Here is a 21,202-nt window from a genome sequence, read left to right on the forward strand (position 1 = left end):
GACGGGCGACCCGTCAGGTCCCCGGGGAACAACCGCGCACGGCGGAAGGCGATCGGGTTCAGGACGCCCCGGCGGGCAGGGTGCACCTCGCTGCCTCTGCCGGGCCGGTGCGGCCTGCGCTCCGGAGCCTTCCGCCGCGGTTCCCCCGTGGTGCCTTGGGCCATGTCCGAACTGTGGGATGTCGTTTGACCGTTCTTCGGAAGCTCGCCTAGAGTCCACGGCAGGTCATGAGTGACAGCGTCAAGCCCCAGCTTGCTGTCCGGCAACCCTCCGTCCGTGGCGGGGTGCCCTGGGTGAGGACCGGGCTTCGCGGTGAACCGTCCGCGTGGCAAGCGCGGACGCCCGGCACACCTGTACTCCCGGGGTCCCCGACCTCAGAGGAGTGTCTTCCCATGTCTGTCGCCACCGGCATCTGCGCCCCCCTCCCCGTTCTCGGCCACGACGTCCAGGTCCCGCTGGTCAGCGGTGACAAGGTCACCTACGCCGCGCTGGACTACGCCGCCAGCTCCCCGGCACTTCAGCGGGTCTGGGACGACGTCGCCGCCTACGCCCCGTACTACGGCAGCGTGCACCGGGGTGCCGGGTACCTCTCGCAGCTCTCCACCGACCTGTTCGAGCAGAGCCGCCGCACCGTCGCCGACTTCCTCGACCTGCGCGAGGGCGACCAGGTGGTCTTCACCCGGGCCACCACCGACTCGCTCAACCTGCTGGCCGGCGTGGTCCCGGCGGGCACCCGGGTCTTCGCCTTCGAGACCGAGCACCACGCCTCGCTGCTGCCGTGGCGCCGCGAGGGCGTGACGGTCAGCTACCTGCGCGCCCCGCGCTCGCACGCGGAGGCCGTCGCCGCGCTGGACGCCGCGCTCGCCGAGCACCCGCACGGCCCGCGGCTGTTCTGCGTGACCGGTGCCTCGAACGTGACCGGGGAGCTGTGGCCGGTCGCCGAGCTGACCGAGGTCGCCCACCGGCACGGTGCCCGGGTGGTGCTGGACGCCGCGCAGCTGGCCCCGCACCACCGGGTGTCGGTCCGTGAGCTGGACGTCGACTGGATCGCCTTCTCCGGCCACAAGCTGTACGCCCCGTTCGGCGCGGGCGTGCTGGCCGGGCGCGGCGACTGGCTGGACGCGGCCGAGCCGTACCTGGCGGGCGGCGGGGCCAGCCGCACGGTGGCCCGGGAGGTGGACGGCTCGGTGGCCGTCGAGTGGCAGCAGGGCCCGGCCCGGCACGAGGCCGGGTCGCCCAACGTGATCGGCGCCTACGCCATCGCCTCGGCCTGCCGGGCGCTCAGCGAGGCCGGGTTCGACGCGCTCCAGGCCCGCGAGCAGCAGCTGGTCGAGCGGCTGAAGGCCGGGCTGGCGCAGATCCCCGAGGTCAAGGTGCTCAGCCTGTTCGGTACGGACGCCGCACGGGTGGGCGTGCTCTCGTTCGTGGTGGAGGGCTGGAACAGCTCGCACTTCGCGGCGGCGCTCTCCGCCGAGTACGGCATCGGGGTGCGGGACGGCCTGTTCTGCGCACACCCGCTGGTCCGTACCCTGCTGGGCGGGGAGCCGGAGGCCGGTCAGGTCTCCGCGTGCGGTGCGCCGGAGCCCTCGCTGCCCGGCGAGCGCAGCCTGAACGCGATCCGGGTCAGCTTCGGCGCCGGAACGCCGGACGAGCACCTGGAGCGCTTCCTGGCGGCCGTCCGCGAGCTGGTCGCGGACGGCGCGCGGTGGACCTACCGGAGCGAGGGCGGACGCTGCGTCGCGGACACCCGGCGGGCCTGACGCCGGGCGGGCCGGGGGACTACTCGTCGAGGCCCAGCGCGAAGGCGGCTTCGAGGTCGTGCTGGGAGTAAGTGCGGAAGGCGATCTGGGTCTGGGTGTCCAGCACCCCGGGGACCTTGTTGAGCTTGCCGGGGATCACCGCGGCCAGATCGTCGTGGCGCCGCACCCGCACCATCGCCACCAGGTTGTAACCGCCGGTCACCGAGTACACCTCGCTGACGCCCTCGATGGCGGCGATGGCCTCGGCGATCTCGGGGATCCGGTCGACGCTGGTCTTGATGAGAACGATCGCGGTGATCACTCGTCGGCTCCTGTCCGTGGGGAGGGGGCCAGCGTATCGGGGCGGCCCAGGGTGGCCGCCCAGGTGACCAGGTACCCGGTGGCGAAGCCGATCACGTGCACCAGGTACGCGACCTCGGAGCCGCCCGAGTGCACCGACCACCACTGCAGGGCGAACCACAGGCCCAGCACCAGCCAGGCGGGGAAGCGCAGCGGCAGGAAGAACAGCAGCGGTACCAGCGCGGTGACCCGGGCCGTCGGGTAGAGCCGCAGGTAGGCGCCGAGCACCCCGGCGATCGCCCCCGAGGCACCGACCAGCGCGCGCACCGCCTCCGTCGAGTGCACCTGTGCGCAGGCGTAGCCGTAGGTGGCCAGCGCGCCGACGGTGAGGTAGCCGAGCAGGAAGCGGATCCGGCCGAAGCGCTCCTCGACGCCGGGGCCGAAGACGAACAGGAAGAGCATGTTCCCGAGCAGGTGCAGCCAGCCGGCGTGCACGAAGAAGGACGTGAACACCGAGAGCGCCGGGATCTTGCCGGGGTCGGGGGAGAGCAGGCAGCCCGGGACCACCGGCGGCAGGGTGGCCAGCTGGTCGGGGGTGAGCGGCCGGTTGGTGATCAGCTCGACGGGCACCGCGCCCCAGCGCTGCTCGTAGCGCTGCTCGGCGCAGACCCGGTCCGGTCCGGTGCCGTAGCGCGGGTTGAGGCCGAAGCTGGGGCCGATCAGCAGGAGCAGCGAGCTGATCGCGATCAGGGTGAGGGTGGCCACCGGGGCTCTGACGGGCGGGACGCCGTCCTTGGCGGGGAGGTGGTCGAGGACGGGAGTCGCCATGCTGACGAGCATTCCTCGGACGGTCCCGGACGACACCGCGGTGTACTGCGTGCGGGTTACCCGTCGCCCGGTGTCCGGGAGGTCCGGACCGGTGGCGGTCGGGGTGCCGGCAGGCAATAGGCTGGGCCTCCACACCGCACCAGCCACCGCAGGCGACCTGGGCGACAGCCGAGGACAGCACCGATCGAAAGGACCGGGCCGATGAGCATCGCCGCCCCCACCGCTGAGACCCGCTGGCGCTGCACCCTCTGCGGCAATCTGACCCGGTTCGACGTGACCCGTTCGGCGAAGGTCGTCGAGTACCTGCACTTCGACCTCGCGGGCGAGTCCAAGGTGGAGGAGACCGAGGTGCTGACCGAGACCGTCGAGTCGGTCCGCTGCCGCTGGTGCAACGCGGTGGACCAGGTCGAGCTGGTGGCCCGTCCCGGTGCCGAGGAGCAGCAGGACGCCTGACCCCGGACCGCCCCGCCCCGGTAGCCGAGCGCCCACTGGCGCGGACCGTGGCGGGGCCGCTGTCCCTTGGGGCGCGGGGCTTGCGGTCCCGGTGTGTGGCGCGGTCCCGGGTGGGGCACGGTACACGGGACAATTGCAGAGAGCGGTGGGTTTGAGGGCAGCGGCAACGGGCCGTACGGACCCCGCAGAGCAGAATCGGAGCCGAGGACGTGGTGGACACAGCGAGGGGGCCGGCCGAGCCGCAGGGGCGTCCGCCCGCTGTGGACCAGGCCGGTGCCGTCCCGGTGGCCGGTGCCGCTCACGGTCCCGAGACGGAGTCGGCCGGGCAGCCCGGTACGGACGGCGGTGCCCGGGTCACTGAGGCCGCCGGGGCCGAGGCCGCCGAGCCCGCTGAGGCCACCGGAGCCGACAGCGCGGAGAGCGCCGGGGCCGAGGAGGCCGAGAGCGCCGACGTCGAGCAGTTGGACCGGCCGCTGCCCGAGGGGGTGCGCCGCCGGGTGGTCGGGATCGCCGCCGACGCGCTGGGCGGACTGCCGGCCGTCGACGTGCCCGCCTCGCTGCGCCAGTACGCGAAGTTCACCCCGGCCCGCCGGGCCAAGTACGCGGGGACGGCGCTGGCCGCCGCCCTGGAGTCGGAGCCGCTGTTCCGGCTCCGGATAGCGGACCGGCTTCGGCTGGGCCAGCCCGATCTGGTCAGGGCGCTGGAGGCCGGGAGCGTGCCCGGCGCCGCCGACCCGATGGACGTCGCCGCCGCCGCGTACCTGCTGCGGCCGGTCGGCTGGGCCAGGCTGGTGGCCGAGGCCGGGGAACAGGTGGAGCGGGCGGGCGCGGAGGGCGCGGCGGCCGAGGCCGCCCGGCTGGTGGAGAAGCTCCAGGAGGAGCTGACCGAGGTGCGTTCGCAGGCGCGGGCCGATCTGGACCGCCAGCGGGCCGAGGCCGAGGGCGTCCGCCGGGAGGCGGAGTCGCTGCGCAAGCGGGTCCGCAGTCTGGAGAGCGACACCCGGCGGGCCCAGGCCGAGGCGCGCAAGCTGCAGGTCGAGCTGGACGCGGCCAGGGCCGCCGCCGCTACCGAGCGCAGTGCGGCCGAGGGCGAGGCGCGGCGGCTGCGGCACCGGATCGCCGAGCTGGAGACGGCCCTTGAGGCCGGTCGCCGTTCGGCCAGGGAGGGGCGCAGCGTCGAGGACATGCGGCTGCGGCTGCTGCTGGACAGCGTGCTGCAGTCGGCGCAGGGCCTCCAGCGCGAGCTGGCGCTGCCGGTCTCGCAGATCCGTCCGGCCGATCTGGTGGACGCGGTGGTGCCCGACTCGGCCTCGCCGAACGACGTGGCCAGGCGCGGCCTGGCGGAGGACGATCCGGCGCTGCTGGACCAGCTGCTGGCGATCCCTCAGGTCCACCTGGTGGTGGACGGCTACAACGTCACCAAGACCGGCTATCCGGCCCTGCCGCTTGAGCAGCAGCGGATCCGGCTGCTGGGCGGTCTGGCGATGCTGGCGCAGCGCACCCAGGCGGAGGTGACCTGTGTCTTCGACGGCCAGGACCTGGACGTTCCGGTGATCATGGCGCCGCCGCGCGGGGTCCGGGTGCGGTTCAGCCGGACCGGGGAGACGGCGGACGAGCTGATCCGGCGTCTGGTGCGGGCCGAGCCGCAGGGGCGTCCGGTGGTGGTGGTCTCCGCTGACAAGGAGGTCGCCGACGGGGTGCGGAAGGCGGGCGCGCGTCCGGTGGCCTCGGTACTGCTGCTGAACCGGCTGTCACGCTCCTGACCTGCGGGTTCGACTCCTTCGCCGGGGGCTTGGGGTGGCGTTGAAAGGTAGTCGGGAGGACAGCGGCCGGATGTGACGGTTCGGTGAATCCCCTGCGTGGGCACGGGGTTGGGGGCGGTGGGGAGTGGCGCTTATCTGTCATCTTCACTAGGGTCTGGCGTCAAACCTATTTTCCGGATTTCCGCCCGATCGGACGGGTCCAGCAGGAAGAAGGAGCTAGACCCTTGGCCACCCACCGCCGTCCCAAGCAGCCGAGCCGTGCGCGGGTCTCCGTGCTGACCGCTGCAGCTGCGACTGCGGTCGCCCTCTCCGCCAATGCGAGTGCCCACGCGGCACCCGCCCAGCCGAGCAAGGACGAGGTCAAGGTCCAGATCGACCAGCTGAACACCGAGCAGGAGCAGGCGGCCGAGAAGTTCAACGGCGCCCAGGAGCGGGCCGACCAGCTGCGCAAGCAGGCCGACCAGCTGCAGGACCAGGTCGCGCGCGGCCAAGACCAGCTGACGCAGCTGCAGAACGGCCTGTCGGCGGTGGCCGGCGAGCAGTACCGCTCGGGCGGGATCGACCCGACCGTGGCGCTGATGCTCTCCGCCAACCCGGACGGCTACCTGGAGCAGGCGTCCAGCGCCCAGCAGGTCAACCAGACCGAGGCCGACATCCTGAAGGCGCTCAAGGAGCAGCAGGCCCGGCTGGACCAGCAGAAGCAGGAGGCCGCCACGGTCCTCGCCGAGCTGGACAGCAACACCAAGGAACTTAACGACGCCAAGGCGCAGGTGCAGCAGAAGCTGCAGGACGCCACCAACCTGCTCAACACGCTCACCGCGCAGGAGCGGGCCGCGGTGATGGCCGCCGACCGGGCCTCGCGCGGCGATTCCCGCGCCGACCTCGGCCCGCTGCCGAGCGCGGGCGGCTACGCCGGCGTTGCGGTCAGTGCGGCGTTGAGCAAGCGCGGCTCGGACTACGTCTGGGGTGCCGACGGGGCGTCCACCTTCGACTGCTCGGGCCTGATGCAGTGGGCGTACGCGCAGGCCGGTGTCTCGCTGCCGCGCACCTCGCAGGAGCAGGCCGGGGTCGGGACCCGGGTGCCCTCGCTCGCCCAGGCGCAGCCGGGCGACCTGGTCATCTACGGCAGTGACGCGCACCACGTCGGGATGTACATCGGCAACGGCATGGTGGTGCACGCCCCGCACACCGGTGACGTGGTGCGGACGATGCAGGCGGACGCGATGTCGATCCTCACCATCCGCCGCGTCTGACAGCTGACGGTCGAGGGCCGGCGGGCGATCGGGTATTCGGCCCGCCGAAATCTTCCTGTGATGCAGGGCACTTCCGCGGGCTTTTCCGGTGAAAGCCTGTCAGCCAACCGTGCCGGGTCTGTCACTCCGGGTCGATTCACAAACGAACTTGTCGGTGATTCAGAATTTTTTCTGACAAGGATTTGAACGGATCACGGTTTCGTTACTAGTGTCGTGACCTGAACCACCGCACAGTCGATCACCCAGTCGGGGTGGCGGCGGGGGTTACCGCCGAGTCCGAGAGGCAGCGGGGCAGTTCAACTGCCTTACGGGGAAGCCCCATCAGGGGCGCTGCGGATCGGAGCCGGGGAACCACGTTCCTCGGGGTGAATCGGCGCCAGGTCGGTCGGCCGTCGTGGACGGCGACCGGTGAGGCGTCGTAGGGCATCTCTTCCAGCCCGAACCCGTCAGCTCACCCGGTAGGCGGACGTAGGAAGAAGGAGTCCGCCTTCGTGGCGTCCCATCGTCGTCCCAAGCCTGCAAGCCGTACCCGTGTCACCATCCTGACCGCGGCAGCCGCGACCGCAGTCGCGCTCTCCGCGCAGACCGGCGCGCACGCCGATCCGAAGCCGACCAAGGACGAGGTCGCGACCCAGGTCGACCAGCTCAACGGGCAGGCCGAGGTCGCCACCGAGAAGTTCAACGCGGCGACCGAGAAGCAGCAGACCCTGCAGAAGCAGGTCAGTGACCTGCAGGACCAGGTGGCTCGCCAGCAGGACCAGGTGAGCACCGTCCAGGGCGGGCTCGCCGAGATCGCGGCGGAGCAGTACCGCAACGGTGGCATATCCCCGACGGTCCAGCTGATGCTCTCCAGCTCGCCGGACTCCTTCCTCTCCAAGGCCGACTCGGTCCAGCAGGTCGGCCTCTCGCAGGCCGATGCGCTCAAGACGCTCAAGAGCGAGCAGGAGAAGCTCGACCAGCAGAAGGCCGAAGCCCAGCAGAAGCTGGCCGAGCTGGATGCCACCACCAAGGACCTGAAGGCGTCCAAGGAGGACGTCCAGGCCAAGCTGGCACAGGCCAAGGCGCTGCTCGACACGCTGACCCAGCAGGAGCGCGAGGCGATCAAGGCCGCCCAGGACAAGGCCGCCGCCGATGCGGCCGCCAGCGCCCGCGCCTCGCGCGACAGCAGCCGCACCGACCTCTCCTCCGGTGGTTCCGGCGGCGGCAGCAGCAGTGGTGGCAGCAACGCCGGCGGCAGCGTCAACGCGCCGTCCGGTTCGTACGCCGCCGCCGCGGTGGCCGCCGCCGAGTCGCAGCAGGGCAAGCCCTACCTCTGGGGTGCCGTCGGTCCGGACTCCTTCGACTGCTCGGGTCTGATGGTCTGGGCGTACGCCAAGGCCGGTGTCTCGCTGCCGCGCACCTCGCAGGAGCAGGCCTCGGCCGGCACCGACGTGGGCACCGACATCTCCAACGCCCGTCCCGGCGACCTGATCATCTACTACAGCGACCAGCACCACGTCGGCATGTACGTGGGCGGCGGCCAGGTCATCCACGCGCCGCGCAGCGGCAAGCCCGTCCAGTACATGGGCGCCACCCTGCTGCCCATCTCGGCGATCATCCGGGTCTGACCCGTACCCGATCGAGCGCAGGCCCGGCCCTCCCCGTGGGGGCCGGGCCTGCGGCGTTTCCGGACGGTCGAGTTTATGTCCTATTAGTGGTCGAATATTCGGTGTTACAAGGGTTTGGACTAGATCCTCCGGACTCGCTAACGTCTGGCCCCGGACCTTAGCCGAGGACGAATGGAGCAGCCGCCCCGATGTCGATGCACCGCCGTTCCCCCCTGCCGGGCACGCAGCGGCTGGCCCGCGCTCTGGTGCTCACGGCAGTGGCCACCACCGCGCTCGGCATGACGCTCGGTGGCGCCGCCCAGGCCGCCCCGGGCCTGCCTGCCGACCCGCCGTCCAAGCAGGAGGTCAAGGCCCAGGTCGACCAACTGTACGAGGAGGCCGAACGGGCGTCGGAACGCTTCAACGCCGCTGAGGAGTACCAGAAACGCCTGCAGGACGAGGCCGACGGCCTCCAGGGCCAGGTCGCCGTCGCGCAGGAGGAGTTGAACCGGCTGCGCACCGATCTCGGAGCGGTGGCCGCCGCCCAGTACCGCGCCGGGGGGATCGACCCAGCCGTGGCACTGATGCTGGACTCCGACCCGGACGGCTACCTCAGCCGGGCCCGCAGTCTCAACCAGGCCGCCGAGCGGCAGGGCGCCACCGTCCGGCAGGTGATCGACCGGCAGCTGAGGCTCGACCAGCGCCGGGCCGAGACCACCGCCAAGCTCGCCGAGCTGGAGGAGGCCCGCCGCACGCTCGCCGAGAGCAAGCAGCAGATCCAGCAGCGGCTGGCCCAGGCCCAGCGGCTGCTCAACAGCCTCGGGGCGGCCGAGCGGTCCAGGCTGGACGCCGAGGACGCCGAGGCGGCCGAGCAGCGGGCCACCCGCGGTACCGACCGGCTCGACCTCGGTGACCAGCCGCCCTCCTCCGAACGCGCCGCCGTCGCGCTCGCCGCCGCCCTCTCCCGGATCGGCTCGCCCTACGTCTACGGATCCACCGGCCCGCGTACCTTCGACTGCTCCGGTCTGATGTACTGGAGCTGGCGGCAGGCCGGAGTGACCCTGCCGCGCACCTCGCAGGCGCAGCTGTACGCGGGGCGGCGAGTGAGCCTGAGCGAGGCGCGACCGGGAGACCTGGTGATCTTTTTCAGGGACATGCACCACGTCGGCATGTACGCCGGCGGCGGGGTGGTCGTGCACGCGCCCTACCCGGGCGCCCGGGTCCGCTACGAGAGCGTGAACGCGATGCCGGTGGCCGGGGTGGTGCGGGTCTGAACGCGGACCAGGAGCCACTGGTCACCGACCTGCCCCGGCCGACCGGAGCAGGTCGGCCCTTGCTGTCCCGGCGCGGGGCGCTGCTGCTGGCGGTCGGCGGCCTTGCCCAGCTGTCCGGGCCCGGGCCACGGCAGACGGTCAGGACACCGACCGGCGACGCGCCTGCGGGACCGCCCGTCCGGCCGGAGATCGAGGCCCTGCTCGCCCGCCGGGCCGGGGCGCTGCGCAGCCCGGACCAGGCCGCCCTGCTCGCCGGGGTCGCCCCCGAGGCCATGGCCGCCCAGCAGGAGGCGCTGGCCCGCTGCCGCGGCATACCCTTCGCCGAACTCTCCTACCGGCTCACCGACTTCACCGAGCCGCGCGGCGTCGACCGGTTCACGGTGACCGCCGACCTCGGCTACCGGCTGCACGGCATCGACAACCACCCGGCGCTGCTCGGCCGCACCCTGGAGTTCGTCCGGGCGGCCGGCGGCTGGCTGCTGGCCGGGGACCGGCCGACCGAGGCCGCCGCGCTCTGGGACCTGGGCGCGGTCCGGGTGGTGCACGGCAGCCGCAGCCTGGTCCTCGGCCTGGCCGCCACCGCGGACCTGGCGAGGACCGCGGAGATCGCCGACCACGCGGTGCCGGCGGTCGAGGAGGTCTGGGGCGACGGCTGGGCGGGGCAGCTGCTGCTCGAGATCCCGCAGACCGAGGACCAGTTCGCCCGGCTGCTGGGCGTCTCCGCCGCCGACTACCAGGGCATAGCCGCCGTCACCACGGCCGCCGCCGGGGCTCCGCACGGCACCGCCGCCGACCGGGTGCTGCTCAACCCGGACGCCTACGCCGGGCTCAGCGACCTGGGCCGCCGGGTCGTCACCACCCACGAGGCCACCCATGTCGCGACCCGGGCCGACACCAGGCCCTGGACGCCGCTCTGGCTCTCCGAGGGCGTCGCCGACTACACCGGCTACCGGGGCAACGGCCGCACCGCCCGGCAGATCGCGCCGGAGCTGGCCAACGACGTGGAGGCCGGACGGCTGCCGAGCGCACTGCCCCTGGACGCGGACTTCGCCGCCGGTTCGGCCGGCATCGCCCAGGCGTACGAACTCGCCTGGATGGCCTGCGACCTGATCGCCCGTCAGTGGGGCGAGCAGCGCCTGGTCGCGCTCTACCGGGCGGTCGGTGCGACCGAGTCCGTGCGGACGCAGGGGCTCGACGGGCTGTTCCGGGCGCAGCTGGGCACCGGCCTCGACGAGTTCACCCGGCAGTGGATCAGCGAGATCCGCCGGTTGCCGACGCACCCGTAGTGCCGAGGCCGTCCAGCAGGTCCTGCTCGTAGGCGATGCCGGGACGGACCGGGTAGCCGGCCCGCCCCAGTGCCGGAAGGACGAGGGTGCGCTCCGCGTCCGGCCCCCGGGTGGAGCGCCACAGGCGGTGGCAGGAGACCACGGTGGCCCCCAGCAGCAGGACGTTCCGTACGGTCAGCACGGCCACGCCCCACGGCTGGCTGTTGTGCACCTGGCCGAAGAGGATCGGGAACTCCAGCGTGGTGAAGAGCGTGGCGACCAGGATCGCCACCGCGACCGGCTTCTGGCTGGTGCCGCGCACGGTCAGGCAGACCGCCGCCACGCCGACCAGCCAGATCAGGTACTGCGGGCTGATCACCCGGCTGGTCACGGTGAAGATCAGCAGAGCGGTGAGCGCCGCGTCGTAGGTGGTGGCGGGCTGCCAGCGCTTGGCCCGCAGCCGCCACAGCAGCAGCCAGCCGAAGCCGAGCGCGGTGGCCGCCACCGACAGCTGGGAGATCAGCGGCACCCAGGGGCCGAGCAGCTCCAGCGAGCCGTAGTTCATCGAGACCTGGCCGTGCCAGACACCGGCCAGCCGGGCGAAGTGCAGCGGCAGCGCACCGACCGACTCGACCTCGATGCCCCGGTCCCGCTGGAACTTCAGGAACTCGAAGGCTCCGTTCATCCCGGCCGCCAGCAGGAAGCACAGCGCACCCAGGGTGGCCGCCGCGGCCGTCCAGGAGCGCCGGGTACGGCGCCCGCGCGGGGTGCCGGCCAGTGCCAGCACCGGCCAGATCTTCACCAGGCCGCCGAAGCCGAGCAGGATCCCGCCGATCGCCGGGCGGCGCAGCAGCATCAGCAGGCCGGCCACCGCGACGGCGGTCACCAGGATGTCGTACCGGCAGTAGACCGTCGGCCCGAGCAGCGGGACGCCCGCCACCCAGAGCCAGGCACCGGTGAAGCTGCGGCCCCGGCGGGTGCCGGCCCGCATCAGCAGGGCCATCGCCAGCGCGTCCAGGACACCGCAGATGACGAAGAAGGAGACCAGGTAGGACCAGGGCAGCAGGCCGGGCAGCAGGATCACCAGGGCAGCGCCCGGCGGGTACTGCCAGGTGACGTCGTCCAGCGGGAAGGTGCCGGTCTGCAGGACCTCGTACCAGCCGTGGTAGATCACCGTGACGTCGGCGGTGACGTCCATGCCGGAGATCCGCAGCACACCGACGGCCATCAGCACGATCAGGACCCGGGTGACCAGCCAGCCGCCCGCGAGCCCCCACAGCGCCCCGCCGGCCGGGCGGCCGGGCGCGGACAGCGCGGAACTACCGGTGTTGCCGGTGACACCGGCCGGAACCAACTCCACTGCGCTCCCTCGTTCGGCTCCAGGCGGACATCGCGCGGACGTCGATCGGCTCTGTTCGTGTCGGTACAGGTGGTGGGTCGCATCCTCCCACGCACCCCGGCGCGGGTGTGCCCGCGAGACCCCTCGTCTGTCTGGACCGGCACGGGAGGGAAACGGTTGCGCTGCCCGGCCGCGTTCCCGGCGAGCCGCGGTGTTGACCTATGGTACGGATCACCGACCGGTACACCGAGCACCCCCCGACCGAGCGAGCCGTGGCATGCACAAGACCCTGATCGTCACCAACGACTTCCCGCCCCGGCCCGGCGGAATCCAGGCGTTCGTACACAATATGGCCGTCCGGCAGCCCGTCGGAAGCATTGTGGTGTACGCCTCCACCTGGCGTGACGGAGCCGAGGTCCGGCGCTTCGACGCGCAGCAGCCGTTTCCGGTGATCAGGGACCGCACCAGGATGATGGTGCCGACCCCCCGGGTCACCCGGCGGGCCGCCGAGATCCTGCGGGCCGAGGGCTGCGACTCGGTCTGGTTCGGCGCCGCCGCACCGCTCGGGCTGATGGCCCCCGCGCTGCGCCGGGCCGGGGCCGGACGGCTGCTCGGCATGACCCACGGGCACGAGGCCGCCTGGGCCCAGCTGCCGGCCTCCCGCCAGCTGCTGCGCCGGATCGGTGCGGGCACCGACACCCTCACCTACCTCGGCGAGTACACCCGTTCGCGGATCGCCGCCGCCGTCGGGCCCGAGGCGGCGAAGCGGATGGTGCAGCTGCCGCCCGGGGTGGACGAGCAGACCTTCCGGCCGGATTCCGGCGGCGCCGCGGTCCGGGCCCGGCTGGGCCTGAGCGACCGTCCGGTGGTGGTCTGCGTCTCCAGGCTGGTCCCGCGCAAGGGCCAGGACACCCTGATCACGGCGATGCCGCAGATCCTGGCCTCCGTGCCGGACGCCGTCCTGCTGATCGTCGGCGGCGGGCCCTACCTGGCGGACCTGCGGAAGCTGGCCGAGGCCACCGGGGTGAGCGACTCGGTGCGGTTCACCGGCGCGGTGCCGTGGGAGGAGCTGCCCGCGCACTACGGCGCCGGGGACGTCTTCGCCATGCCCTGCCGCACCCGCCGGGGCGGGCTGGACGTGGAGGGCCTCGGCATCGTCTACCTGGAGGCCTCGGCGACGGGGCTGCCCGTGGTCGCGGGCGACTCGGGCGGCGCCCCGGACGCCGTCCTGGAGGGCGAGACCGGGTACGTCGTCCCGGGGCGCTCGACGGCGGCGACGGCGGAGCGGATCGTCCGGCTGCTGCACGACGAGGAACTGCGCCGCCGGATGGGGGAGGCCGGCCGGCGCTGGGTGGAGCGCTCCTGGCGCTGGGACCTGCTGGCCGGACGGCTCACCTCGCTGCTGGCCGCCTGAGGCCCCGCCGGGGCGGTTCGGGGGCGCGGCTCGGGGCGCTGCTCCCCGCGCCCCCGGCGTCGCGTTCAGCGCTGGTAGAGGGCCTCGACGTCGGCGGCGAAGTCCTTCAGGACGAGGTTGCGCTTCAGCTTCAGCGAGGGGGTCAGGTAGCCGCTCTCCTCGGAGAAGACGGTGTCGAGGATGCGGAACTTCTTCACCGCCTCGGCGTGCGAGACGGCCAGGTTGCCGTCGTCCACCGCGGACTGGACGGCCGCCAGCAGGTCGGGGTCCTCGCGGAGGTCGGCCGGCGAGGCGTCGGCGGGCTTGCCGTTGAGCTCCTTCCACTTGGGGAAGAAGTCCTCGTCGATGGTGACCAGGCAGGAGATGAACGGCCTGCGGTCGCCGACCACCATCACCTCGCCGATCAGGGCGTGGGCGCGGATCCGGTCCTCGATCACGGCGGGGGCGACGTTCTTGCCGCCCGCTGTGACGATGATCTCCTTCTTCCGGCCGGTGATGGTGAGGTAGCCGTCCTCGTCCAGCGAACCGAGGTCGCCGGTGGCCAGCCAGCCGTCCTGCAGGACCTCGGCGGTGGCGGTCGGGTTGTTCCAGTAGCCGGTGAACACCTGCGGGCCCTTGAACAGGACCTCGCCGTCCTCGGCGATCCGGACCGCCGAGCCGGGCAGCGGCTGGCCGACCGTGCCGATCTTCGTCAGGTCGTGCGGGTTGAAGGCGGTCGCCGCACAGGTCTCGGTCAGGCCGTAGCCCTCCAGGACGGTGAAGCCGATGCCCCGGTAGAAGTGGCCGAGCCGCTCGCCGAGCGGGGCACCGCCGGAGATCGCGTGGGTGGCCCGGCCGCCGAGCGCGGCGCGCAGCTTGCTGTAGACCAGCTTGTCGAAGATCGCGTGCTTGAGTCTGAGGACCAGGCCGGGGCCGCCCTGGTCGAGCGCCCGGCTGTACGCGATGGCGGTGTCGGCGGCCCGGTCGAAGATCTTGCCCTTGCCGTCGGCCTGCGCCTTGGTGCGCGCGGTGTTGTAGACCTTCTCGAAGACCCGCGGCACGCCCAGGATCAGGGTCGGACGGAAGGAGGCCAGCTCGGCGGTGACGTCCTTGATGTCCGAGACGTGGCCCAGCTTGATCGGCGTGATGGCGGCGGCGATCTCGGCGATCCGGCCCAGCACGTGCGCCAGCGGGAGGAAGAGCAGCACCGAGCTCTCGCCGGTCCGGAACAGCGGCTCCAGACGGTTCGTCACATTGCCCAGCTCGGCCAGGAAGTTGGCGTGCGTCAGCTGGCAGCCCTTGGGGCGTCCGGTGGTGCCCGAGGTGTAGACGATGCTGGCGATCGAGTCCGCGGTCGCGAGGGAACGGCGCTCGGTCACCGTGTCGTCGGCGACCTCGGGCCCGGCCTCGGCGAGGGCGGCGATGGCGCCCGCCTCGATCTGCCAGGTGTGCTTCAGCTCCGGCAGCCGGTCGCGCAGGCCCGCCACCACGGCCGCGTGGGTGTCGGTCTCGGTGATCACGGCGACCGCCCCGGAGTCGCTCAGGATCCACTGCACCTGCTCGACGGAGGAGGTCTCGTACACCGGCACGGTGATCGCGCCCGCGGTCCAGATCGCGAAGTCCAGCAGCGTCCACTCGTAGCGGGTGCGCGACATGATGCCGACCCGGTCGCCGGGCTGCACGCCGGAGGCGATCAGGCCCTTGGCCGCGCTGTGCACCTCGGCGAGGAACTGCACAGCCGTCAGGTCCACCCAGCGCCCGTCCACCTTGCGGCTGATCACCGCCTCGCTCGGGTGCCGCTCGGCGTTCTGGTGGACGAGGTCGGCGAGGTTACCGTCGCTCGGTACCTGGTAGCGGGCCGGAAGGCTGAACTCGAGCAAGACTGCTCCTCGTCTGCGACGCTGCGGGACGGCAGGACGTTACTGCCCGGTAGGTGGATTCGACCAGGGGTGTCGGTCCGGTTGTTCCGAGAGTCACACCGTTCGACCAGGTCTGAGGGGGCCGGTGCACCGAGGCGGATGAACCGGGAGGTTTCGACTCGCACCCTACGACAGCGCCGATGTGACCCGCCGGTAGGTCGGATCTCCCCCGTCCGCCCGGAGCCCCCACGGCACGGGAGGGATCACCTGGCGCGATAACCTGCCCTGGGCGCATATCGGAAGAGACGCGGAGGACCGTTCCATGGCGGAACACACCAGGTCGAGCATCACCATCGCCGCGACCCCGGCGGAGGTCATGGCCGTGATCGCGGACTTCGCCGCGTACCCGGCCTGGACCGGCGAGGTCAAGGAGGTCGAGGTCCTGGAGAGCACCGAGGGCCGGGCCGCCCAGGTCCGCCTGCTGCTCGACGCCGGGGCGATCCGCGACGAGCACGTCCTCGCCTACACCTGGGACGGCGACCGCGAGGTCTCCTGGACGCTGGTGAAGAGCCAGATGCTCCGCTCCCTGGACGGCTCCTACGCGCTGGCCGCCGTCAAGGGCGGTACCGAGGTCACCTACCAGCTCGCCGTGGACGTGAAGATCCCGATGCTCGGCATGATCAAGCGCAAGGCGGAGAAGGTCATCATCGACCGGGCGCTCGCCGGGCTGAAGAAGCGCGTCGAGGGCTGAGGTTCAAGCGGTGCGGACGATCCTGGTCAGCGGAGACGGCTCGGCACTGATCGCCGCGGCCACCGCCCTGCACGCCGCCGGCCAGGGGCGGCGCACCCTGCTGCTCGCCGCCGACGACCCGCACCGCACCCTGGACGCCGCCCTCGGCGGCAGGCTCACCGGACTCCCCACGCCGTACGCCGAGTACCTCACGGCCGCCCGGGTCGACGAGCAGGACGCCTTCCGCGCCACCCTGGACGGGCTCGGCGACCGCCTCGGCCCCGCCCTCGACCTGATCGGTGCCGCCCCGCTCGACCCCGAGGAGCTCACCCCGCTCCCAGGCACCCGCCAGCTCGCCCTGCTGCGCGCGCTGCGCACCGCCGACGCCGAGGTCCTGGTGGTCGCGGCCCCCGACCCGGCCGAGCTGATCGCCACCCTCGCGCTGCCCGAGCAGCTCACCCGCTATCTCGACCGGCTGCTGCCCGAGCAGCGCCAGGCCGCCCGCGCGCTGCGCCCGCTGCTGGCCGCCATGGCCGGCGTGCCGATGCCCGCCGACTGGCTGTTCTCGGCCCGTACCAAGGCCGTCGCCGTGCTCGCCGAGGCCCGCGCCGCCGTCGAGGACCCGGGCACCTCGGTACGTCTGGTGGTGGACGCCGACCACTACGGCCTTGACGAACTGCGCCGGATCCGGGCCGGGTTCGCCCTGTACGGGCAGCGGCTGGACGCCGTGGTCGCCCACCGGGCGCTGCCCGCCGCCGCCGTGGACTCGCCCGACCCCTGGCTCGCCGCCCAGGCCGCCCGCGAACGCGACCGGCTCGCCGCGCTCGCCGACGAACTCGGCGAGCTGCCCCTGCTGGTCTGCCGCCGGCCCGAGCCGACCCTGGAGGGCATGGCCGCCCAGCTGTACGGCGCGGTCGAGCCCGTCCCGTACGACACCCCCTGGCAGGTGGTGGACCGGCTCGCCGAGGAGGGCCTGCTGATCTGGCGCCTCGCGCTGCCGGGCGCCGACCGGTCCGAGCTCGAACTCGTCCGGCGCGGCGACGAGTTGGTGGTCGGCCTGGGCGGGTACCGGCGGATCCTGCCGCTGCCCTCCGCGCTGCGCCGCTGCACCGTGCAGGGCGCGGGGATGGGCGAGGGAGTGCTCTCGGTCCGCTTCGCGCCGGACCCGGCGCTCTGGCCGACCGGCTGGGCCCGGGGCATCGGGTAGCGTCTCGGGCACGGCGGCCGCCGTGGCCGCCCCAGGAGAGAGGCGCCCGATGGCCGACGAAGAGACCGACCAGCCCTTCACCGGCGAGCTCGGCCCACTGGTCGAGGAGGTGCGCCGGTTCGCCGCCGCCGTGGGGGAGAAGGCCCAGGAGATCGGCGGTCGGCTCCGCGAACAGAACCCCGAGGTGTACGGGCACCTGGCCGCCGCCGGCAGCGAACTCCTCGCCGCCTACCGCGCCGTCGTCTCCGGTCACGAGCGCCGCTGGTCGGCCCCCGGACAGCCGGACGCGCAGCGCATCGACCTCGACGGAGCGTCGGACAATTAGTGAAGCCGCTCGGCATAACTGGTGATCGTGCGGCTTCATAACGTCACTGATCGGGGCATAACGTACGACTTTTGAAAGCGTACGGACGAGATCTCGGGGAAATGTCTTCGGATAATGTATGCAGCGCTGTGTACGGGAGCACCGTTGTCCGGGTACCGTTCCGGACAGGCGGGAACGAGTGAATAGCTGAGGGACACATGGCTCTGACCATCGGCGTCGATGTCGGCGGCACCAAGATCGCGGCCGGTGTGGTCGACGAGAACGGCGAGATCCTCGCCCGGACCCGGGTACCCACCCCCGCCGACCCGCAGTGGGCGGTCGATGCCATCGCCCAGGCCGTCCGCGAGCTCAAGGAGCAGCATCCCGAGGTGTCCGCCGTCGGTGTCGGCGCCCCCGGCTTCGTCGACCGCGACCGCTCCACGGTGATCTTCGCCCCGAACATCGCCTGGGAGAACGAGCCCCTGCGCAGCCGGATCGAGGAGCTCACCGGCCTGGGCACGGTGGTCGAGAACGACGCCAACTGCGCTGCCTGGGCCGAGTTCCGCTTCGGCGCCGCCGCCGCGTACGAGGACATGGTCCTGATCACCGTCGGCACCGGCATCGGCGGCGGCATCGTGCTGGACGGCCGCCTGCACCGGGGCCGCTTCGGCGTGGCCGGCGAGATCGGCCACCTCAACATGGTCCCCGACGGACTGCTCTGCGGCTGCGGCGGCAAGGGCTGCTGGGAGCAGTACGGCTCCGGCCGCGCGCTGCGCCGCTACGGCCGGGAGCGGGCCGCCGCCGACCCCGTGCGCGGCAAGTGGATGCTCGACCTCAACGACGGGGTCGCCGAGACCATTCGCGGCATCCACATCACCGAGGCCGCGGAGGGCGGCGACCCGCTCGCCCTGGAGTGCTACGAGGAGCTCGCCGACTGGCTGGGCCGCGGCATGGCCGACCTCGCCGCCCTCTTCGACCCGGCGGTCTTCGTCCTCGGCGGCGGTGTCTCCGACTCCGGGCGGCTGCTGCTCGACCCGGTGGCCAAGGCGTTCGAGAAGTACCTGACGGGCGGTGTGCACCGGCCGCGCGCCGCCGTCGTGCTGGCCTCGATGGGCTCCGCCGCCGGTATCGCCGGCGCGGGCGACCTCGCCCGGATCTGACCGTCCGGGGTCGCGGTGGCCGCGAGCGGCCACCGACCGCCCCGAGCACCGTGGAGGTCGGTCGGCCGGGCAACGCCCGCGGGCGTCACCCGGCCGACCGCGCTCCGCAGCAGGGCCCGGGAGCCTGATGAAGATCCTGAAAACGCGCCCGACTTGCACCAGGTCGGCCGGAGCAAGATCTTCAAGAGTCTTCTAGCCTTTGGCGGGTGAGCCTGGACATGCCGCTTCCTCCGCTGCCGCCCTCCGGCGACGAGCCCGACGGCGGGCGCCGCGTCCGCCTGCTGAGCTACAACATCCGCTCGCTGCGGGACGACCGGCGGGCGCTGGTCCGGGTGATCCGCGCCTGCGAACCGGACCTGATCTGCCTGCAGGAGTCCCCCCGCTACTGGCGCCCCGCCGGCCAGGCGGCCTGGCTCGCCCGGCAGACGGGCACGGTGGTCCTCGCCGGTGGCGGACGGATCGCCGCCGGTCCGCTGCTGCTCGGCCGGCCCGACGTCCAGGTGCTCGAAACCCGGGACCGACTGCTCCCCAAGACCCGCGGCCTGCACGCCAGGGGTTTCGCCACCGCCGTGGTGCGCCTCGGCGGCGCGGCCCCGCTGGTGGTGACCAGCTGCCACCTCAGCCTCGACCCGGAGGAGCGCCACCGGCAGTTCGGGCTGCTCCCCGGCCGGCTCTCGCCGGGCGAACACGGCGTCATCGCGGGCGACTTCAACGAGCACCCCGACGGTCCCGGCTGGCGGCGCCTCGCCGCCGAGTTCCAGGACGCCCACCCGACCGCCCCCTGGGGCGGTACCTGGACCTCCGTCCCCGAGAACCCCTACCAGCGCATCGACGCGGTCTTCGCCACCCCGGGCCTCGAAGTCCTCGCCTGCGGCGTCCCGCACGGCCTCCCCGGTCTGCGGGCGGCCGACCTGCTCGCGGCCACCGACCACCTGCCCGTCCTGGCGGTGCTGCGGGTACCACCGGCGGACGCCTGACCGGTCGTACGGTGCGGAGCGGTACGGCGTGCCGGATCGTCCTGGAGCGCTACGAGGAGCTCGCCCTGCGCTGGTACGTCCCCCGCCTGCTGCTCACCCCGGGCGGACTGCTCCCGACCTGCCTGCTGGCCAAGGTCTCCAAGCTCGGCGTAGCCGCCGGGTGACCAGGGCAGGGCCGACCCGCACCACCGCCGTTGACCGGGGCTCAGACGACGGCGCCGCCGTTCGGGTCCGGGGGCTCGTCCTCGTCGTGGTCCTTCATCCGCGCGACCAGGGTGACGAAGCCGCCGAGGAAGGCGGTGATGCCGATCCAGGCCGGCCAGCCGGAGACCTCGCGCCAGACCAGGACGTCGAAGAGCAGCAGCGCCGGGCCGCCGAGCACCGCGAGCCAGGCGAACTTGGCGGTGGTGTCCGCTGCCGGAAGCGGCGGGTCGGGCTGGACGAAGTGGCCCTCGTCCGGGTCCTCGGCGACCTCGAAGTCGCGCGGTCCGGGCGTGGCCGCCGGGCGGGGGCGGGGCTGGGGGGCGAAGTCGGCGAGCTCGGGCGGGGTGGCCGGCCGGGTGTCGCTCTCGCTCCTGGCCCGGAGGTTCTCGATCTCCGGCCACTCCGGGTCCGTGAGGTCCACCGGGTCGTCGAACTGGGCGACCAGGGCCGCGAAGATCGCGTCCTGCTCGGCCTGGCTGCCGGCCGCCGGGCGCCGGGCGACCGTCTCGGCCTCACCCGGGGAGTCCGCCTTGGCCTCGCCGTCCCGCGGCAGCTCCTCTTCGCCGCCCGCCGCCGTGCTCATCGGTACTGCCTCTCGTGCACAACCAGCCCTTCAGCCCAGGTGGTTCTCGGCCTCGGCGGTCGCCAGAGGTGCCAGCCGCCGGATGAAATCGAGGCCCGCCTCGAAGATCAGCTCGGCGTCGTGGTCCAGCGTCGCCACGTGGTAGCTGCGCTCGCAGAGCAGCTCGGTCACGTCGGTCGAGGATATCCGTGCGAGCACCAGTGCCGAGTTTGCCGGGGAGACGACATGGTCCTGCGGACTGTGCAGCAGCAGCACCGGCTGCCGCACCTCGGCCAACTCGGCCTGGACGGTCCGCCAGAGCCGCCCCAGTGACCAGGCGGCGTGCAGTGGCGTCCGGTCGTAGCCGACCTCCGCCGCACCGTCGAGCGCGATGTCGTTGGCCACCCCGGGGATGCTGGGCACCAGGTGACGCAGCACCGGCAACAGCACACTTGCGGGGTTGTCGGAGCGCACGGACGGGTTGACGAGGACCAGCCCCGCCACGGCCGGGCCGTGCTGCGCCGCCAGGTGCAGGGCCAGGGAGCCGCCCATCGAGAGCGCGCAGACGAAGACCTGGTCGCACTGCTCGGCCAGCTCGCGCAGGCCGCGGTCCACCTCGGCGTACCAGTCCTCCCAGCGGGTCAGCTGCATGTCCTGCCAGCGGGTCCCGTGGCCGGGCAGCAGCGGAAGTGAGACGGTCAGCCCGGCGGCGGCCAGCCGCTCGGCCCACGGGCGCATCGACTGCGGTGAGCCGGTGAAGCCGTGGATCAGCAGCACACCGGTCCGCCCGCCCTGGTGGCGGAACGGTTCGGCACCGGGCAGCAGCGGTATCACCGGCATCTGCGGGCTCCTTCGCGGGCAGCACTGGGACCCGCATCGTCGCACGCGGCCACCGGCCCCGTACAGGCCCGCCCGCGCCCGGTGCTCCCCGGCTCGCCCGGCGCGGGTGCACATTGCACAGTCCGAAAGCATTAGGATCGACCGGTCCGTATAACAGGAGGCCCGG

20 protein-coding genes and 2 riboswitches are annotated in these 21,202 nt (G+C 72.8%); of the genes, 14 read left to right on the plus strand and 6 right to left on the minus strand.

What is annotated here, in order from left to right:
- The first annotated feature begins 223 nt into the window (after positions 1 to 223).
- Positions 224 to 341, plus strand: a riboswitch (SAM riboswitch).
- A 51-nt stretch (positions 342 to 392) separates the two neighbouring features.
- On the plus strand, positions 393 to 1,760 hold the full coding sequence (locus UK12_RS02495; protein WP_045298981.1) for an aminotransferase class V-fold PLP-dependent enzyme: 1,368 nt from the start codon (positions 393 to 395) through the stop codon (positions 1,758 to 1,760).
- A 19-nt stretch (positions 1,761 to 1,779) separates the two neighbouring features.
- Here the strand turns inward: UK12_RS02495 and UK12_RS02500 are convergent, their stop codons facing one another.
- The gene (locus UK12_RS02500; protein ID WP_045298982.1) at positions 1,780 to 2,061 is read right to left on the minus strand and encodes an Lrp/AsnC ligand binding domain-containing protein; all 282 of its coding nucleotides are present in this window, start codon (positions 2,059 to 2,061) and stop codon (positions 1,780 to 1,782) included.
- On the minus strand, positions 2,058 to 2,867 hold the full coding sequence (locus UK12_RS02505; protein WP_045299229.1) for a rhomboid family intramembrane serine protease: 810 nt from the start codon (positions 2,865 to 2,867) through the stop codon (positions 2,058 to 2,060). Before UK12_RS02505 ends, UK12_RS02500 begins: the two co-directional genes overlap by 4 nt.
- A 201-nt stretch (positions 2,868 to 3,068) precedes the next feature.
- On the opposite strand from UK12_RS02505, the gene UK12_RS02510 reads away from it, so the two are divergent.
- The 6 genes from UK12_RS02510 (at position 3,069) to UK12_RS02535 (ending at position 10,482) form a co-directional block, all read left to right on the plus strand.
- Positions 3,069 to 3,320, plus strand: a complete 252-nt coding sequence (locus UK12_RS02510; protein WP_045298984.1) for a hypothetical protein — start codon at positions 3,069 to 3,071, stop codon at positions 3,318 to 3,320.
- A gap of 209 nt (positions 3,321 to 3,529) precedes the next feature.
- Positions 3,530 to 5,083 carry an NYN domain-containing protein gene (locus UK12_RS02515; RefSeq protein WP_231591009.1) on the plus strand — a complete coding sequence of 518 codons (1,554 nt, stop codon included), beginning with the start codon at positions 3,530 to 3,532 and terminating at the stop codon, positions 5,081 to 5,083.
- Positions 5,084 to 5,307: 224 nt separating this feature from the next.
- Positions 5,308 to 6,336: a C40 family peptidase gene (locus UK12_RS02520; RefSeq protein ID WP_045298987.1), complete on the plus strand. Its 1,029-nt coding sequence runs from the start codon at positions 5,308 to 5,310 to the stop codon at positions 6,334 to 6,336.
- A gap of 304 nt (positions 6,337 to 6,640) precedes the next feature.
- Positions 6,641 to 6,817, plus strand: a riboswitch (cyclic di-AMP (ydaO/yuaA leader).
- 10 nt (positions 6,818 to 6,827) lie between these two features.
- A complete protein-coding gene (locus tag UK12_RS02525; RefSeq protein ID WP_045298989.1) occupies positions 6,828 to 7,943 on the plus strand; it encodes a C40 family peptidase in 1,116 nt (371 codons plus the stop codon).
- A gap of 188 nt (positions 7,944 to 8,131) precedes the next feature.
- On the plus strand, positions 8,132 to 9,196 hold the full coding sequence (locus tag UK12_RS02530) for a C40 family peptidase (RefSeq protein WP_045298991.1): 1,065 nt from the start codon (positions 8,132 to 8,134) through the stop codon (positions 9,194 to 9,196).
- Positions 9,197 to 9,255: 59 nt separating this feature from the next.
- The gene (locus UK12_RS02535; protein WP_052681387.1) at positions 9,256 to 10,482 is read left to right on the plus strand and encodes a hypothetical protein; all 1,227 of its coding nucleotides are present in this window, start codon (positions 9,256 to 9,258) and stop codon (positions 10,480 to 10,482) included.
- Here the strand turns inward: UK12_RS02535 and UK12_RS02540 are convergent.
- Positions 10,448 to 11,821 carry a glycosyltransferase 87 family protein gene (locus UK12_RS02540; protein ID WP_197084491.1) on the minus strand — a complete coding sequence of 458 codons (1,374 nt, stop codon included), beginning with the start codon at positions 11,819 to 11,821 and terminating at the stop codon, positions 10,448 to 10,450. The genes UK12_RS02535 and UK12_RS02540 overlap by 35 nt on opposite strands.
- Positions 11,822 to 12,077: 256 nt before the next feature.
- On the opposite strand from UK12_RS02540, the gene UK12_RS02545 reads away from it, so the two are divergent.
- Complete coding sequence (locus UK12_RS02545) at positions 12,078 to 13,214, plus strand: glycosyltransferase family 4 protein (protein WP_045298993.1); 1,137 nt, start codon at positions 12,078 to 12,080, stop codon at positions 13,212 to 13,214.
- 65 nt (positions 13,215 to 13,279) lie between these two features.
- Here UK12_RS02545 and UK12_RS02550 read toward each other — a convergent pair whose 3' ends face one another.
- On the minus strand, positions 13,280 to 15,073 hold the full coding sequence (locus tag UK12_RS02550; RefSeq protein ID WP_045298995.1) for an AMP-dependent synthetase/ligase: 1,794 nt from the start codon (positions 15,071 to 15,073) through the stop codon (positions 13,280 to 13,282).
- Between the two features lie 301 nt (positions 15,074 to 15,374).
- Here UK12_RS02550 and UK12_RS02555 point away from each other — a divergent pair, with 301 nt between their 5' ends.
- From UK12_RS02555 to UK12_RS39325, 6 genes are all read left to right on the plus strand, one after another.
- Entirely contained in the window at positions 15,375 to 15,803 is a 429-nt protein-coding gene (locus UK12_RS02555; protein WP_045298997.1) for an SRPBCC family protein, read from the plus strand.
- Positions 15,804 to 15,813: 10 nt separating this feature from the next.
- On the plus strand, positions 15,814 to 16,989 hold the full coding sequence (locus UK12_RS02560) for an ArsA family ATPase (protein WP_045298999.1): 1,176 nt from the start codon (positions 15,814 to 15,816) through the stop codon (positions 16,987 to 16,989).
- A 49-nt stretch (positions 16,990 to 17,038) separates the two neighbouring features.
- Positions 17,039 to 17,314 carry a DUF5304 family protein gene (locus tag UK12_RS02565; protein WP_052681409.1) on the plus strand — a complete coding sequence of 92 codons (276 nt, stop codon included), beginning with the start codon at positions 17,039 to 17,041 and terminating at the stop codon, positions 17,312 to 17,314.
- A 197-nt stretch (positions 17,315 to 17,511) separates the two neighbouring features.
- Positions 17,512 to 18,453 (plus strand): ROK family glucokinase, encoded by a 942-nt coding sequence (locus UK12_RS02570; RefSeq protein ID WP_045299001.1) that lies wholly within the window; start codon positions 17,512 to 17,514, stop codon positions 18,451 to 18,453.
- Between the two features lie 206 nt (positions 18,454 to 18,659).
- Positions 18,660 to 19,430 (plus strand): endonuclease/exonuclease/phosphatase family protein, encoded by a 771-nt coding sequence (locus UK12_RS02575; RefSeq protein WP_197084492.1) that lies wholly within the window; start codon positions 18,660 to 18,662, stop codon positions 19,428 to 19,430.
- Between the two features lie 11 nt (positions 19,431 to 19,441).
- The gene (locus UK12_RS39325) at positions 19,442 to 19,594 is read left to right on the plus strand and encodes a hypothetical protein (protein WP_156178500.1); all 153 of its coding nucleotides are present in this window, start codon (positions 19,442 to 19,444) and stop codon (positions 19,592 to 19,594) included.
- 41 nt (positions 19,595 to 19,635) lie between these two features.
- Here UK12_RS39325 and UK12_RS02580 read toward each other — a convergent pair whose 3' ends face one another.
- Both UK12_RS02580 and UK12_RS02585 read right to left on the minus strand, forming a co-directional pair.
- A complete protein-coding gene (locus UK12_RS02580) occupies positions 19,636 to 20,217 on the minus strand; it encodes a hypothetical protein (protein WP_045299003.1) in 582 nt (193 codons plus the stop codon).
- A gap of 30 nt (positions 20,218 to 20,247) precedes the next feature.
- Positions 20,248 to 21,027: an alpha/beta hydrolase gene (locus tag UK12_RS02585; protein ID WP_197084509.1), complete on the minus strand. Its 780-nt coding sequence runs from the start codon at positions 21,025 to 21,027 to the stop codon at positions 20,248 to 20,250.
- Positions 21,028 to 21,202: the final 175 nt, after the last annotated feature.

It is taken from the genome of Saccharothrix sp. ST-888 (assembly GCF_000955975.1).
Taxonomy (GTDB): Bacteria; Actinomycetota; Actinomycetes; order Streptomycetales; family Streptomycetaceae; genus Kitasatospora.